Origin of the sequence: Pseudomonas sp. GM84 (genome assembly GCF_000282535.1) — a bacterium.
Lineage (GTDB): Bacteria > Pseudomonadota > Gammaproteobacteria > Pseudomonadales > Pseudomonadaceae > Aquipseudomonas.
In genome coordinates, this window is sequence record NZ_AKJC01000177.1 from 1 (window position 1) to 13,584 (window position 13,584).

The following is a 13,584-nucleotide window of genomic DNA, read 5'->3' on the forward strand; positions in this document are numbered from 1 at the left end:
AAGCCGGCTCCCACAGGGATATCACCAGGCCCAAGGTCAGTGGGGTACCTGTGGGAGCCGGCTTGCCGGCGATCGGGCCACCGCTCAACCGCGACGATAGACAATTTCCTTGGCGCCACCTTCACAGGTGCCCACCACCTTGCCAGCCGGGTCGCCCTTCTTGACGATCTCCAGGGTGTAACCCTTCACCCCTTTGCCATCCAGCTTCGCCGCAATCTCCGCCTTGAGTTCCTCGCACGACTTCCCGGCCGCCATCGCACCACCCGCCAGTGCCATCAGCCCTACTGCCAGAACCAGTTTCTTCATCGCTCGCTTTCCTTGTTCAGATGAAAATCAAAAAGGGCGCCGGCCAGGCGCCCCTTTGACTGTATTACGCCATCCCGCCGGGCTTTGCCAGCCCCACGCCGCTCAGCTGTTGGCGATGCGGAAGCCCACCTTGAGCGTGACCTGGAAGTGCGCCGCCTTGTCGCCGCGGATGTGGCCACGGGTATCGATCACCTCGAACCATTCCAGGTGCTTGATGCTCTTGGCCGCTTCGGCCAGGGCATTGTTGATCGCCTCTTCGATGCTGGTCGGCGAAGACCCCACCAGCTCGATCTTTTTGTAGGTGTGATGATCGGACATGAGCGCACTCCTTGATTGACGGTGAGATTGAGCCTAGCAGCGCAGGCCTGGTTTACCTGCGAACCATCGCCGCCGGGTAAAGTTCGATCGCACTTTCGTCAGCCCACGCAGTCGCAATCCTTACAGTCCATTCTGTAAAGGAGAGTCAACATGCACCGCAACTCGCTGCGTAAAACGTCCCTGGAAAGCATGGAAGCGGAGATCGAAAGCCTTCTGAAAAGCCTGGAAAACCTCAAGCACGATGCCTCGGAGGAATCCCAGAAGTCGGTGAAGGCCATCCGCAGCAACGCGGAAAGCGCGCTGAAACACTCGCGCAGCCTGCTCAGCGATGCTTATGAGGAAGTGAAGACCCGTACCCGCCAGACGGGCATCGCCACCCGCGACTACGCCCAGGAACACCCCGTCACCACCGCAGGGGTGGCGATTGGCGCACTCGGCCTGCTGGCGGCCTACTTGCTGTACCGCCGCAACTAACCGGCCTGCCGGCCCAACTCGCGGCGCAGCCACTGCGCCAACTGCTCGGCGCGCCCATCCGCGGCGCGCCGTGGCACCCACAACGCCAGTGCCGCAGGCGTCGGCGAAAAGCCCCAGGGCGCGCACAGACGCCCGGCGCGCAAGTCGTCCGCCACCAACGGCTGAGGCGCGATGGCCACGCCCAGGCCAGCCACCGCCGCTTCGAGCAAGTAATACAGGTGCTCGAAGGCTTGACCGTATTTCACCTCGGCAACCTCCAGGCCCTGCTCCTCGACCCAGGTCGGCCACGCCTGCGGGCGGGAAGTGGTATGCAGCAACGCCTCGCCGAGCAAGGCCTTGGCGGGCGCGCCCCGCAAGCGCTCGAAGCCGGCGTAGTGCGGGCTGAGTACCGGCCCGATGCGCTCCTCGGCCAGCACATGCACCTGCATGTCCGCAGGCCACGGGGGCTCGGCGTAGACCAGCAGCGCATCCAGCCCCGGCCGCCGCGGATCGAGGTCGCCTTCGCCCGCCGACAGGTGCAGGCGCAACTCGGGCAAGTCGGCATTGAGCCGGCCGAGCCTGGGAATGAACCAGCGCGCCAGCAGGCTGCCTGAGCAACCCAGCACGAAGGGTGCCTCGCTGGTATCCCGGCTCAGCTCGGCACACACCCCGCGCAGCTTGTCGAAGGCTTCGCCGCTGGCATCGCGCAGCCTGATGCCGGCATCTGTGAGTTTGATGCCGCGCCCGTCCTTGACGAACAGCGCCACCCCCAGGTGCTGCTCCAGCACCTTGATCTGCCGGCTCACGGCACCATGGGTCACGTGCAGCACTTCGGCGGCCTGGCTGACACTGTTGAGCCGGGCAGTCGCCTCGAAGGCCCGCAGGGCGTTGAGGGGAGGGAGGTCCTGGGCCATATGACGTGTGAGTTTTCCTGACAGGTTTACGCAATCTTATCGGTTTTCAGCCGGGCTTGCCGTGGTTAGAGTAAAGCCCATCACTCATTGCTAACGCCCTGGAGCGCCCCATGACCCAGACCCAATACCGCGCCGGCCCAGACGCCAACGGCCTGTTCGGCTCGTTCGGCGGCCGCTACGTGGCCGAAACCCTGATGCCGCTGGTGCTGGACCTGGCCCGCGAGTACGAAGCGGCCAAGGCCGACCCCAAGTTCCTCGAAGAACTGGCCTACTTCCAGCGCGACTACATCGGCCGCCCCAACCCGCTGTACTTCGCCGAGCGCCTGACCGAGCACTGCGGCGGCGCGAAGATCTTCTTCAAGCGTGAAGAGCTCAACCACACCGGCGCGCACAAGGTGAACAACTGCATCGGCCAGGTGCTGCTGGCCAAGCGCATGGGCAAGAAGCGCCTGATCGCCGAAACCGGCGCCGGCATGCACGGCGTGGCCACCGCCACCGTCGCTGCCCGCTTCGGCCTGCCCTGCGTGATCTACATGGGCGCCACCGACATCGAGCGCCAGCAGGCCAACGTGTTCCGCATGAAGCTGCTGGGCGCCGAGATCGTCCCGGTCACCGCCGGCACCGGCACCTTGAAAGACGCCATGAACGAGGCCCTGCGCGACTGGGTCACCAACGTCGACGACACCTTCTACCTGATCGGCACCGTGGCAGGGCCGCACCCGTACCCGGCGATGGTCCGCGACTTCCAGTCGATCATCGGCAAGGAAACCCGCGCCCAGCTGCAAGAGAAGGAAGGTCGCCTGCCTGACAGCCTGATCGCCTGCGTGGGCGGTGGCTCCAACGCCATGGGCCTGTTCCACGACTTCCTCGACGACGCCAGCGTGCAGATCATCGGCGTCGAAGCCGGCGGCCACGGTGTCGATACCGACAAGCACGCCGCCAGCCTCAACGGCGGTGTACCGGGCGTGCTGCACGGCAACCGCACCTACCTGCTGCAGGACGACGACGGCCAGATCACCGACGCCCACTCGATCTCCGCCGGCCTGGACTACCCCGGCATCGGCCCGGAGCATGCCTACCTGCACGAAGTGAAGCGCGTGGAGTACGTCAGCATCACCGATGAAGAGGCCCTCGACGCCTTCCACACCTCCTGCCGCCTGGAAGGCATCATCCCGGCCCTGGAAAGCTCCCATGCGCTGGCCGAGGCGATCAAGCGCGCGCCGACCCTGCCCAAGGACCACCTGATGGTGATCTGCCTGTCGGGCCGCGGCGACAAAGACATGCAAACCGTGATGAACCACATGGCCGCCCAGGAGAAACAGGCATGAGCCGTCTTGAACAACGCTTCGCCGACCTGAAAGCCGAAGGCCGCGCCGCCCTGGTCACCTTCGTGACCGCAGGCGACCCTGGCTACGACGCCTCGCTGCAGATCCTCAAGGGCCTGCCGGCTGCCGGTGCCGACGTGATCGAACTGGGCATGCCGTTCACCGACCCGATGGCCGATGGCGTGGCCATTCAGCTGGCCACCCTGCGCGCGCTGGAAGCCGGCCAGACCCTGGCCAAGACCCTGCAGATGGTGCGTGAATTCCGCGTTGGCAACCAGGCTACGCCGATCGTGCTGATGGGTTACTACAACCCGATCCATCGCTTTGGTGTGGAGAAGTTCGTCGCCGAGGCCAAAGAGGCGGGTGTCGATGGCCTGATCATCGTCGACCTGCCGCCAGAGCACGACGCCGAGCTGGCCACCCCGGCCCAGGCCGCCGGCATCGACTTCATTCGCCTGACCACCCCGACTACCGACGATGCGCGCCTGCCGCGCGTGCTGGAGCGCAGTTCCGGATTCGTCTACTACGTGTCGGTGGCCGGTGTGACCGGTGCAGGCTCGGCGACCACCGAGCACGTGACCGAGGCGATTACCCGCCTGCGCCGGCATACCGACCTGCCGATCAGTGTTGGTTTCGGTATTCGCACGCCAGAGCAGGCGGCGGCGATTGCCCGTTTGGCCGATGGCGTGGTGGTGGGGTCGGCGCTGGTCGACAAGATCGCTCAGGCCAAGGATGCCGATCAGGCTGTCAGCGATGTATTGAGCTTGTGCTCGGCGCTGGCTGAAGGGGTGCGCGGCGCGCGTTCCTGATCTGCTTCGCGGGGCAAGCCCGCTCCCACAGAGATCGCGCAGCTCCTGCAGGCTGCACAGAACCTGTGGGAGCGGGCTTGTCCCGCGAATGGGCCGCAAAGCGGCCCCCGCTATCCCCCAAAAATCGACAGATCCAAAGGCCTGACAGCCCCCATCCAGATCGCATGATCCCGGTGATCCGCCAGCTCGTCCCCCGTCAGCGGATGCAGAAACACCACCAGCCCCTTCCGATACAACGCCAACCACGGCAACACCACCCCCACCACCTCCGGCCCGAACGCCAGCTGGCAGCTCCAGTCCGGGTGCGGCCCGACCGGCTTCTGGTGCAGACGGCCCATGGTCACGGGAAACAGCCGCGCCGCTTCCTCGCACAATTCACGGGCCTGCTCGAGGGTCGATGCGTCGTAGTAAACGTGGGCGTGATAGCCCTTGATCCTTTGCACGATATCTCCTGATTGCGGTCAAACCATCACCACCTGCGAAGGGAGTGACGTGGTGAAAAATGCCGAAACCCCAGTGTTCAAACTGGTCCTGTTCGGGGCTGAAAGCAGCCTGGGCAGTGCCCTGATGGTCGAGCTGCTGTCGCGCCAGCATGAAGTCACGGCCGTGGTCGATGACCTCAATCGCCACGCCCCGCGCCCGGGCCTGCACTTCAAGATAGGCGGGCTGGCTGACGCTGACCAGGCGGAGCAGGGCGCCGCAGGCGGCTCGGCAGTGATTGCCCTGCTTCCGGCGCTGGCGCCGGGTGATCTGCCTGCACAGTGGCGGATGAGCGAGGCGCTGGTGGCCGGTCTAAGTCGCACGACTATACGCCGGCTGTTGCTGGTGGGCGATTTTGCTGTACTGGATGCGCCGGGCAGCTACTCCGACGAGGAACGCGGGTGCGTCGATCATGTGGTCGATGCACTGCAGCGCAGTGCCCTGCACTGGACGCTGATCAATGCGCCGCAGGACTACCCTGGAATGGGGATCGAGCACTTTCGCACGGCCAGTGGGACGGTGGAGCCGGAGCTGGATGAGCCGTTGCGGCGCTTGGCCGGGGTGGCGGCGGGGATGGTCGACATGCTGGAGCTGGGGCTGCATCGGGGCGAGCATCTGAACTTCGTGACTTGAGCCCTCTTCGCGGGACAAGCCCGCTCCCACCGTTTCAGCACAAGTCTCGAATCCGGTGGGGTTCCTGTGGGAGCGGGCTTGTCCCGCGAAGGGGCCCTCAAGCACTTCGCTCATTTTCCAGCCAATCCACGAACCGCTCAATCAGCGCCCCCCGCCGCTTGCGCGGCGGCAGCACCACGTAATACCCCCGCTTGGACCGCAAACTCCCCTCCAACGGTCGACACAACAACCCTTGCTCCACCAGCCCATCGACCAGGTGCCCCCAACCAATCGCGACCCCCTGGCCGGCAATCGCCGCCTGGATCAGCAACGTATAGTTATCGAACCGCAACTGCCCAGCCGGGGGCGGGCTAGCCACCCCAAACCCGCGAAACACCCCCGCCCAATCGAACCAGCCACTGGCCTGTTCGCCCCGCAAATGAAGCAAGGGCAAACGCTGCAAAGCCACGGCTGACAAGGGTTTGCCATGAATCAGCCGAGGGCTGCAGACCGGGAAGACTTCCTCATCGAACAGCCAGCGGCTCTCACCCTGATGAAAGCGCCCATCGCCGAACAGTACCGCCACGTCGATGTCCGGCCGCAGCATGGCCTGGCTGCGCTCACCCGTCACCAGGCTCACATCGACCTGTGGGTAAGCCTCATGAAAGCGCTGCAGGCGAGGCATCAGCCAGAAGGCTGCAAAGGCAAAATCGGTGGCCACCTGCAGCACCTCTCGCTGGCCGCGCCCGCTGACTTCGGCAATGCCATCGTCCATCGCCTGCAAGCCCTGGTGGACCTGTTCGAACAACTGCTGGCCCGCCTCGGTCAGTTCGATGCCTCGGTAGATGCGGTCGAACAACCGCGTACTCAACTGCGCCTCCAGGCGTTTGACCTGCTGGCTCACCGCCGGCTGCGTGGTGCCCAGCTCCAGCGCGGCGGCCGTGAACCCGCGCAGGCGCGCGGCGGCTTCAAACACGCGCAAGGTATCCAGTGACAGCTCGGCGAGGTGGTCAAACATAAGCTCGGCTAATCCCAGTCATTGCCCGCCATGGGCTTTACCCATGTTAGCCCCAGTCGCATCTTGGTAGGCAAGCGGTTCGCATAACCCTAAACAATGGAAGCCTCCCATGACGCGCCCGAATATCCTGTTCATCATGGCCGACCAGATGGCCGCCCCCCTGCTGCCGATCTACGCACCATCGCCCATCCAGATGCCGCACCTGAGCCGCCTGGCCGAACAGGCGGTGGTGTTCGATTCGGCCTACTGCAACAGCCCGTTGTGCGCGCCGTCACGCTTCACCCTGGTCAGTGGCCAGCTGCCCAGTCGCATCGGCGCCTACGACAATGCCGCCGACTTCCCCGCCGACATACCCACCTACGCCCACTACCTGCGCCGGCTCGGCTATCGCACGGCGCTGTCGGGCAAGATGCATTTCTGCGGCCCGGACCAGTTGCATGGGTACGAACAACGGCTGACCAGCGACATCTACCCTGCCGACTACGGCTGGGCGGTGAACTGGGATGCCCTGGACGCGCGCCCGAGCTGGTACCACAACATGTCGTCGGTGCTGCAGGCCGGCCCCTGCGTGCGCACCAACCAGCTGGATTTCGACGAGGAGGTAGTGTTCAAGGCGCGCCAGTACCTGTACGACCATGTGCGCGAAAACGATGGCCGGCCGTTCTGCCTGACCGTGTCCATGACCCACCCGCACGACCCGTACACCATTCCCAAGCGCTACTGGGATCGCTACGAAGGTGTGGATATCCCCATGCCCCGCGCCGAGTTCAGCCAGCAAGCACTGGACCCGCATTCACAACGCCTGCTCAAGGTCTACGACCTGTGGGACAAGCCCCTGCCTGTGGACAAGATCCGCGACGCCCGCCGCGCCTACTTCGGCGCCTGCAGCTACATCGACGACAACATCGGCCAACTGCTGCAGACCCTGGAGGAATGCAACCTGGCCGACGACACCCTGATCGTGTTCTCCGGCGACCATGGCGACATGCTTGGCGAGCGCGGGCTCTGGTACAAGATGCACTGGTTCGAGATGTCGGCGCGGGTGCCGCTGCTCATCCATGCGCCCAAGCGCTTCGCCGCGTCGCGCGTGAGTGCCTCGGTATCGACCTGCGACCTGCTGCCGACCCTGGTGGAACTGGCCGGCGGGGCTGTGGATAAATCCCTGCATCTGGACGGCCGCTCGCTGCTCGGCCATTTGCAGGGGCAGGGCGGTCACGACGAGGTGATTGGCGAATACATGGCAGAAGGCACGGTCGGCCCGCTGATGATGATCCGCCGCGGCGCCTACAAGTTCGTATACAGCGAAGACGACCCCTGTTTACTCTATGACCTGAGCCGCGACCCGCACGAACGGGAGAACCTCACCGGCAGCCCTGACCACCAAGGGGTGCTGCAGGCATTTGTCGATGAAGCCCGCCAGCGTTGGGATATCCCCAGCCTGCGCCAGCAGGTACTGGCCAGCCAACGGCGCCGCCGCCTGGTGGCCGAGGCGCTGGCCATCGGCACGCTGAAAAGCTGGGACCACCAACCCTGGGTGGACGCCAGCCAACAGTACATGCGCAATCACATCGATCTCGACGACCTCGAGCGCAAGGCACGTTACCCACAGCCCGCACCCATGGATTGATGAAGAGAGACCGCCATGCACAAGTTCTCCACCGCCGTGATCGCCCTGGCCCTTGGCCTGGCCAACGTCACGGCCCACGCCGACGACGCACAATGCAGCACCGTGAAGCTGGCCGACCCCGGCTGGAGCGACATTGCGTCCACCAATGCCATTGCCCGGCTGCTCCTGGAGAGCCTGGGCTACCAGGTCAAGGTCGACAGCCTGGCGGTGCCGATCATTTACGGCGGCCTGAAGGACGGCAAGGTCGATGCCTTCCTCGGCAACTGGATGCCGGCGCAGCAGGGCTTCCATGACAAATTCATCGCCAATGGCGATGTGCAGCAACTCTCGCGCAACCTGGAGGGAACCGAATTCACCCTGGCGGTGCCCGACTACGTGTGGAATGCCGGCGTGAAGGATTTCGCCGACCTGCAGAAACACGCCGACCAGTTCGACAAGAAGCTTTACGGGATTGGCTCCGGCGCCCCCGCCAACCTGTCGCTGAAGGCGATCATCGACAAGAATGAGTTCGACCTCGGCCAGTGGAAGCTGGTGGAGTCGAGCGAGCAGGCGATGCTGGCGCAGGTCGACCGCGCGGTGAAGAAGAACCAGTTCATCACCTTCCTCGGCTGGACACCGCACCCGATGAACGTGAAGTTGAAGATGCACTACCTGACGGGCGGGGAGCAGTGGTTTGGCAGCAAAGGCGAGGTCTACACCCTGACCCGCAAGGGTTATCCACAAGCCTGCCCGAATGCGGCTAAGCTGCTGGGCAATCTGAAATTTACCCTCGACATGGAAAACAGCATCATGGCCGAGGTTGTGGATAAGAAGATCAGCTTCGATGAGGCGGCCAAGGCTTGGGTCAAGGCGAACCCCGAAGTCCTGGAAAGTTGGTTGGCTGGAGTGACGACTCAAACAGGCAGCGATGCAAAAGAGGCTGTCATAGCAAAACTGTGATTTTTACTCCTGTGGGAGCGGGCTTGCCCCGCGAAGAAGACACCCCGGTGCATGGCACCGGCTTTGCCGGTGTTCGCGGGGCAAGCCCGCTCCCACAGTGTTCGGTGCACCGACAAGGATCCTGGAAAACTCATGCTTCGCCTCACCCACCTGCTGCCCTTCCTCACCTGGCTCCCCCGCCAATCGGGCCGCAGCCTGCGCCAGGACCTGCTGGTGGGCCTGAGCGGTGCGATTCTCGCCCTGCCACAATCGATCGCCTACGCCCTGATCGCCGGCCTGCCCGCCGAATACGGCCTGTACGCCGCCATCGTGCCGGTGCTGATCGCCTGCTTGTGGGGCTCCTCCTGGCACCTGATCTGCGGCCCCACCGCCGCCATCTCCATTGTCCTCTACGCCAGCATCAGCCCCTTGGCCGTGGCCGGCAGCGACGACTACGTCACCTTGGTCTTGCTGCTGACGTTCCTCGGCGGCATTTTCCAACTGCTGCTCGGCCTGCTGCGCTTCGGCGCGCTGGTCAATTTCGTCTCCCATTCGGTGGTGCTCGGCTTTACCCTGGGCGCCGCCATCGTCATCGCCCTCGGCCAGTTGCCGAACCTGATGGGCATGGACCTGCCGAGCCAGGCCACGGCGCTGAAGACCGTGCAGGACCTGGCCAGCCATGCCGGCGAGGTCGACCTGCCGTCGCTGCTGCTTGGCCTGGCGACCCTGGTGACAGGTGTGGCCTTCAAACTCTGGCGCCCGCGCTGGCCGAGCCTGTTGATAAGCCTGGTGCTGGTCAGCCTGCTGGCCTGGCTGCTGCCGGGCTTCTTCGGCCATGTGGCCCGGGTACCGGCCTTCACCGGCCAGCTGCCGCCGCTCAGCCCATTGCCCTTGCTGGACCTGGAGCTGATCTTGCGCCTGCTGCCCAGCGCCGTTGCGGTAGGCATGCTCGGCTTGGTGACCAGCCTGTCGATCGCCCGCTCGCTGTCGGCACGCTCCGAGCAACTGATCGACGCCGACCAGGAAATCCGTGCACAGGGCTTGTCGAACATGGTCGGCGCGTTCTTCTCCGGCTACCTGTCTTCCGGCTCGTTCACTCGTTCAGGCCTGAGCTACGACGCCGGCGCCCGTTCGCCTCTGGCCGGTGTGTTCTCGGCGCTGTGGGTGGCGCTGTTCGCGGTGACCGGTGCCGGCCTGATCGCGCATCTGCCAATCCCGGCCATGGCGGGCAGCATCCTGCTGATCTGTTGGGGGTTGGTTGACCACCGAGCTATCCGCGCGTTGTTCCGGGTGAGTCGTTCGGAGTTTCTGGTCATGGCGCTGACTGCTGCAGCGACCTTGCTGCTGGAGTTGCAGACGGCGATTTATGCCGGGGTGCTGGCTTCGCTGTTCTTCTACCTCAAGCGCACTTCGCGACCACGGGTGCAGCAGAGCCGCGAAGGGCAGGCCGACGTGCTGCGGGTGGGCGGGTCGATCTTCTTTGGTGCGGCGCATTACCTGCAGGTGCGGCTGCAGCGCTGCCAGGGGCCGCATGTGGTGATCGATGCGCGTCAGGTGAACTTCATCGATTACTCGGGGGTGGACATGCTGCACCGCGAGGCGCGGCGGTTGAGGCGGGCGGGGGGGAGTCTGACCTTGCACCGGGCCAGGCCGCAGGTGATCGAGGAATTGCAGAAGCTGGAAGGGATGGAGCTTTGCCCTATTCGATTTGAGGAGTGAACTTTAGGGCTGCTTTGCAGCCCATCGCCGGCAAGCCGGCTCCCACGCGAGGGCAGCGGTGAACCTGTGGGAGCCGGCTTGCCGGCGATGGGCCGCAAAGCGGCCCCAAAACCTCAGCCCCGCGCCAATTGCCGGCGCAGCTCGTCCAGCACCGGCCCCGTATCCGGCCGTACTCCACGCCAGATAAAGAACGCCTCAGCCGCCTGCTCAGCCAGCATGCCCAGCCCATCCAGCACCTGGGCCGCGCCCAATTTGCTCGCCCACTGGCAGAACGGCGTAGGCTCCTTGCCATACATCATGTCGTAGCACACCGTGCGCCCGGCCTCGACCAGGCTCTCGGCAATCGGCGGCAACTCGCCGGACAGGCTCGCCGAGGTGGCGTTGATGATCACGTCCACCGGCTCCTGCAACCAGCCAAACCCGCTGGCCACCACCGGCCCCAGCTCATCGAACTCACGCGCCAGCTGCTCGGCCTTTTCCACGGTGCGGTTGGCGATCACCAGCGATTGCGGGTCGAGGGCCAGAATCGGCTCCAGCACACCCCGCACCGCACCCCCGGCGCCCAGAATGAGAATGCGCTTGCCGGTCAGCTCGACCCCGGCATTCACCGTCAGGTCACGCACCAGGCCGGCGCCATCGGTGTTGTCACCTTGCAAGGTGCCGTCCGCCAGCTTGCTCAACGTATTCACCGCCCCGGCACGCTGGGCACGCGGGGTGAGGCTGTCGCACAGGCGGTAGGCCTCTTCCTTGAACGGCACGGTCACGTTGGCGCCGCTGCCTTGCTTGAAGAAGCCCCGGGCGCAGTCGCTGAACTCGTCCACCGGCGCCAGCAGGGTGGTGTACTCCAGGTCCTGGCCGGTCTGTTCGGCGAACAGCCGATGAATCAGCGGCGACTTGCTGTGGCCAATCGGGTTACCGAAAACGACGTACTGGTCCATGGGGGGCTCCTCGGTTATCCACAGGCTTACTGGGCGAGCCAGTCGCGGTCTTGCAGGAAGTATTCGGTCAGGCGTGCTTCCTCGCTGCCCGGCGCGGCTTTCCAGTCGTAGCCCCAGCGTACCTGCGGCGGCAGCGACATGAGGATCGACTCGGTGCGACCGCCAGACTGCAGGCCGAACAGGGTGCCACGGTCGTAGACCAGGTTGAACTCCACGTAACGACCGCGGCGGTACTCCTGGAACTCGCGCTGCTCAGGGGTGTAGGGCGTGTCCTTGCGGCGCTGGACGATGGGCAGGTAAGCCTCGATGTAGGCATCGCCGATGGCGCGGATGAAGGCGAAGCAGGTGTCGAAGTCCCACTCGTTCAGGTCATCGAAGAACAATCCGCCAATGCCGCGCGGCTCGCCCCGGTGCTTGAGGTGGAAGTAGCGGTCGCACCAGGCCTTGTAGCGCGGGTAGACGTCGGCGCCGAACGGCGCGCAAGCCTGCTCGGCCACGCGGTGCCAGTGGATGCAATCTTCTTCATTGCCGTAGTACGGGGTCAGGTCGAAGCCGCCACCGAACCACCAGACCGCTTCTTCACCTTCTTTCTCGGCAATGAAGAAACGCACATTGGCGTGGGATGTCGGCACATGCGGGTTGTGCGGGTGGATCACCAGCGACACGCCCAAGGCTTCGAAACCACGGCCCGCCAGTTCGGGGCGGTGGGCGCTGGCCGACGGCGGCAGGCCGGCGCCGAACACGTGGGAGAAGTTCACGCCGCCTTTCTCGATCAGCTTGCCCTCGCCGATGACCCGCGTGCGCCCCCCGCCGCCGGCTTCGCGCACCCAGGCATCCTCGACGAAGCGGGCGCCGCCGTCTTCGGCTTCGAGGGCAGAGCAGATGCGGTCTTGCAGGTCGAGCAGGTAGGCTTTCACGGCCTCGGTGCGGCTAGTCATCGGGTCACCAGGAACGGGCAGGGAAGAATTCGCCGCGTAGCATACCACCGCCAGAGCGCGCGCCGCAGTTGACGGCGGTCAAGCAAAGGCGTCCGATAGAAGGCCTTTCCCGATCCCGACAACAGGAGTGCGAGATGGCCAAGCGTATCCAGTTCAGCCAGCATGGCGGCCCCGAAGTGCTGCAGCTTGTGGAGTTCGACCCGGCACCACCCGGGCCGCAGCAAGTACGCGTGCGTAACCATGCAATCGGCTTGAACTTCATCGACACCTATTTCCGCAACGGCCTGTACGCACCACCTGCGCTGCCTTCGGGCCTGGGCACCGAGGGGGCTGGGGTGGTCGATGCGGTTGGCGAGGGTGTGACCCGTCTCAAAGTGGGTGACCGCGTGGCCTACGCCGTCGGCCCGCTGGGCGCCTACAGCGAAGTGCATACACTGCCGGAAGCCAACCTGGTGAAGCTGCCCGACAACATCAGCTTCGAACAGGCGGCGGCGGTGATGCTCAAGGGTTTGACCGTGCAGTACCTGCTCAAGCAGACCTACGCCGTGCAGCCGGGCGAGGTGATCCTGTTCCATGCCGCGGCCGGGGGCGTGGGCTCGCTGGCGTGCCAATGGGCCAAGGCGTTGGGCGCCAAGCTGATCGGCACCGTCAGCTCCGCCGAGAAGGCCAAGCGGGCCAAGGCACTGGGGGCGTGGGCGACCATCGACTACAGCCGCGAAGATGTGGCCAAGCGGGTGCTGGAACTGACCGATGGCAAGAAATGCCCCGTGGTGTATGACGGCGTCGGCGCCGACACCTGGCTGACCTCGCTGGACTGCCTGCAGCCGCGTGGGTTGATGGTGAGTTTTGGCAATGCCTCGGGCGCGGTGAGTGGGGTGAACCTTGGGATTCTGGCGCAGAAGGGCGCGCTGTATGTCACCCGGCCGACCTTGGCCAGCTATGCCAACAATGCCGAGAACACCCAGGCCATGGCGGATGATCTGTTTGCCATGATTGGCAGTGGCAAGCTGGTTGTGGATATCCAGCAGCGCTATCCGCTGAGCGAGGCGGCCAAGGCGCAGACTGAGCTGTCGGCGCGGCGGACTGTGGGGTCGACTGTTCTACTGCCCTGAACCCGGGGGCCGCTTTGCGGCCCATTCGCCGGCAAGCCGGCTCCCACAGGATAGGCGCCGCTCTGGCAGGCGGTGGTTTACCTGTGGGAGCCGGCTT

15 protein-coding genes are annotated in these 13,584 nt (G+C 64.9%); 8 read left to right on the top strand and 7 right to left on the bottom strand.

Features of this window, described 5'->3' with window-relative positions:
• Window positions 1-84 precede the first annotated feature (84 nt).
• Together PMI38_RS14895 and PMI38_RS14900 are read right to left on the bottom strand one after the other, a co-directional pair.
• The gene (locus tag PMI38_RS14895; RefSeq protein ID WP_008095446.1) at window positions 85-306 is read right to left on the bottom strand and encodes a DUF1161 domain-containing protein; all 222 of its coding nucleotides are present in this window, start codon (window positions 304-306) and stop codon (window positions 85-87) included.
• A 102-nt stretch (window positions 307-408) separates the two neighbouring features.
• Entirely contained in the window at window positions 409-624 is a 216-nt protein-coding gene (locus PMI38_RS14900) for a dodecin (protein ID WP_008095448.1), read from the bottom strand.
• A gap of 150 nt (window positions 625-774) precedes the next feature.
• On the opposite strand from PMI38_RS14900, the gene PMI38_RS14905 reads away from it, so the two are divergent.
• Window positions 775-1,098: a DUF883 family protein gene (locus PMI38_RS14905; RefSeq protein WP_008095450.1), complete on the top strand. Its 324-nt coding sequence runs from the start codon at window positions 775-777 to the stop codon at window positions 1,096-1,098.
• On the opposite strand, the gene PMI38_RS14910 is transcribed toward PMI38_RS14905, so the two are convergent.
• The gene (locus tag PMI38_RS14910; protein WP_008095452.1) at window positions 1,095-1,991 is read right to left on the bottom strand and encodes a LysR family transcriptional regulator; all 897 of its coding nucleotides are present in this window, start codon (window positions 1,989-1,991) and stop codon (window positions 1,095-1,097) included. The two genes, PMI38_RS14905 and PMI38_RS14910, sit on opposite strands and share 4 nt — an antisense overlap.
• Window positions 1,992-2,101: 110 nt before the next feature.
• Here PMI38_RS14910 and trpB point away from each other — a divergent pair, with 110 nt between their 5' ends.
• Together trpB and trpA are read left to right on the top strand one after the other, a co-directional pair.
• Window positions 2,102-3,319 carry a tryptophan synthase subunit beta gene (gene trpB / locus PMI38_RS14915; RefSeq protein ID WP_008095454.1) on the top strand — a complete coding sequence of 406 codons (1,218 nt, stop codon included), beginning with the start codon at window positions 2,102-2,104 and terminating at the stop codon, window positions 3,317-3,319.
• Window positions 3,316-4,125: a tryptophan synthase subunit alpha gene (gene trpA, locus PMI38_RS14920; protein ID WP_008095456.1), complete on the top strand. Its 810-nt coding sequence runs from the start codon at window positions 3,316-3,318 to the stop codon at window positions 4,123-4,125. The genes trpB and trpA overlap by 4 nt, the downstream gene beginning before the upstream one ends.
• Window positions 4,126-4,235: 110 nt before the next feature.
• On the opposite strand, the gene PMI38_RS14925 is transcribed toward trpA, so the two are convergent.
• On the bottom strand, window positions 4,236-4,568 hold the full coding sequence (locus PMI38_RS14925; RefSeq protein ID WP_008095458.1) for a DOPA 4,5-dioxygenase family protein: 333 nt from the start codon (window positions 4,566-4,568) through the stop codon (window positions 4,236-4,238).
• 52 nt (window positions 4,569-4,620) lie between these two features.
• Between PMI38_RS14925 and PMI38_RS14930 the strand changes: the two genes are divergently transcribed.
• The gene (locus PMI38_RS14930; RefSeq protein ID WP_008095459.1) at window positions 4,621-5,238 is read left to right on the top strand and encodes an NAD(P)-dependent oxidoreductase; all 618 of its coding nucleotides are present in this window, start codon (window positions 4,621-4,623) and stop codon (window positions 5,236-5,238) included.
• Between the two features lie 97 nt (window positions 5,239-5,335).
• On the opposite strand, the gene PMI38_RS14935 is transcribed toward PMI38_RS14930, so the two are convergent.
• On the bottom strand, window positions 5,336-6,235 hold the full coding sequence (locus PMI38_RS14935) for a choline sulfate utilization transcriptional regulator (protein WP_008095460.1): 900 nt from the start codon (window positions 6,233-6,235) through the stop codon (window positions 5,336-5,338).
• Between the two features lie 109 nt (window positions 6,236-6,344).
• Here PMI38_RS14935 and betC point away from each other — a divergent pair, with 109 nt between their 5' ends.
• The 3 genes from betC to PMI38_RS14950 all read left to right on the top strand — a co-directional run bounded on the left by betC (window position 6,345) and on the right by PMI38_RS14950 (window position 10,499).
• Window positions 6,345-7,862 (top strand): choline-sulfatase, encoded by a 1,518-nt coding sequence (betC, locus tag PMI38_RS14940; RefSeq protein ID WP_008095461.1) that lies wholly within the window; start codon window positions 6,345-6,347, stop codon window positions 7,860-7,862.
• A 15-nt stretch (window positions 7,863-7,877) separates the two neighbouring features.
• Window positions 7,878-8,801 carry a choline ABC transporter substrate-binding protein gene (gene choX, locus PMI38_RS14945; RefSeq protein ID WP_008095463.1) on the top strand — a complete coding sequence of 308 codons (924 nt, stop codon included), beginning with the start codon at window positions 7,878-7,880 and terminating at the stop codon, window positions 8,799-8,801.
• 132 nt (window positions 8,802-8,933) lie between these two features.
• Window positions 8,934-10,499: a SulP family inorganic anion transporter gene (locus PMI38_RS14950; protein WP_008095465.1), complete on the top strand. Its 1,566-nt coding sequence runs from the start codon at window positions 8,934-8,936 to the stop codon at window positions 10,497-10,499.
• Window positions 10,500-10,612: 113 nt separating this feature from the next.
• Here PMI38_RS14950 and aroE read toward each other — a convergent pair whose 3' ends face one another.
• Both aroE and hemF read right to left on the bottom strand, forming a co-directional pair.
• Complete coding sequence (gene aroE / locus PMI38_RS14955; RefSeq protein ID WP_008095467.1) at window positions 10,613-11,437, bottom strand: shikimate dehydrogenase; 825 nt, start codon at window positions 11,435-11,437, stop codon at window positions 10,613-10,615.
• A gap of 26 nt (window positions 11,438-11,463) precedes the next feature.
• The gene (hemF, locus tag PMI38_RS14960) at window positions 11,464-12,375 is read right to left on the bottom strand and encodes an oxygen-dependent coproporphyrinogen oxidase (protein ID WP_008095468.1); all 912 of its coding nucleotides are present in this window, start codon (window positions 12,373-12,375) and stop codon (window positions 11,464-11,466) included.
• Window positions 12,376-12,509: 134 nt separating this feature from the next.
• Between hemF and PMI38_RS14965 the strand changes: the two genes are divergently transcribed.
• Entirely contained in the window at window positions 12,510-13,487 is a 978-nt protein-coding gene (locus PMI38_RS14965) for an NADPH:quinone reductase (RefSeq protein WP_008095470.1), read from the top strand.
• Window positions 13,488-13,584: the final 97 nt, after the last annotated feature.

What these genes read in the sequence shown, in the direction of transcription:
- betC (WP_008095461.1), top strand. Translation starts at nt 6,345, where the DNA reads ATGACGCGCCCGAATATCCTGTTCATCATGGCCGACCAGATGGCCGCC.
- choX (WP_008095463.1), top strand. Translation starts at nt 7,878, where the DNA reads ATGCACAAGTTCTCCACCGCCGTGATCGCCCTGGCCCTTGGCCTGGCC.
- PMI38_RS14950 (WP_008095465.1), top strand. Translation starts at nt 8,934, where the DNA reads ATGCTTCGCCTCACCCACCTGCTGCCCTTCCTCACCTGGCTCCCCCGC.
- PMI38_RS14965 (WP_008095470.1), top strand. Translation starts at nt 12,510, where the DNA reads ATGGCCAAGCGTATCCAGTTCAGCCAGCATGGCGGCCCCGAAGTGCTG.
- PMI38_RS14910 (WP_008095452.1), bottom strand. Translation starts at nt 1,991, where the DNA reads ATGGCCCAGGACCTCCCTCCCCTCAACGCCCTGCGGGCCTTCGAGGCG.
- PMI38_RS14900 (WP_008095448.1), bottom strand. Translation starts at nt 624, where the DNA reads ATGTCCGATCATCACACCTACAAAAAGATCGAGCTGGTGGGGTCTTCG.
- aroE (WP_008095467.1), bottom strand. Translation starts at nt 11,437, where the DNA reads ATGGACCAGTACGTCGTTTTCGGTAACCCGATTGGCCACAGCAAGTCG.
- hemF (WP_008095468.1), bottom strand. Translation starts at nt 12,375, where the DNA reads ATGACTAGCCGCACCGAGGCCGTGAAAGCCTACCTGCTCGACCTGCAA.
- PMI38_RS14895 (WP_008095446.1), bottom strand. Translation starts at nt 306, where the DNA reads ATGAAGAAACTGGTTCTGGCAGTAGGGCTGATGGCACTGGCGGGTGGT.
- trpB (WP_008095454.1), top strand. Translation starts at nt 2,102, where the DNA reads ATGACCCAGACCCAATACCGCGCCGGCCCAGACGCCAACGGCCTGTTC.
- trpA (WP_008095456.1), top strand. Translation starts at nt 3,316, where the DNA reads ATGAGCCGTCTTGAACAACGCTTCGCCGACCTGAAAGCCGAAGGCCGC.
- PMI38_RS14935 (WP_008095460.1), bottom strand. Translation starts at nt 6,235, where the DNA reads ATGTTTGACCACCTCGCCGAGCTGTCACTGGATACCTTGCGCGTGTTT.
- PMI38_RS14905 (WP_008095450.1), top strand. Translation starts at nt 775, where the DNA reads ATGCACCGCAACTCGCTGCGTAAAACGTCCCTGGAAAGCATGGAAGCG.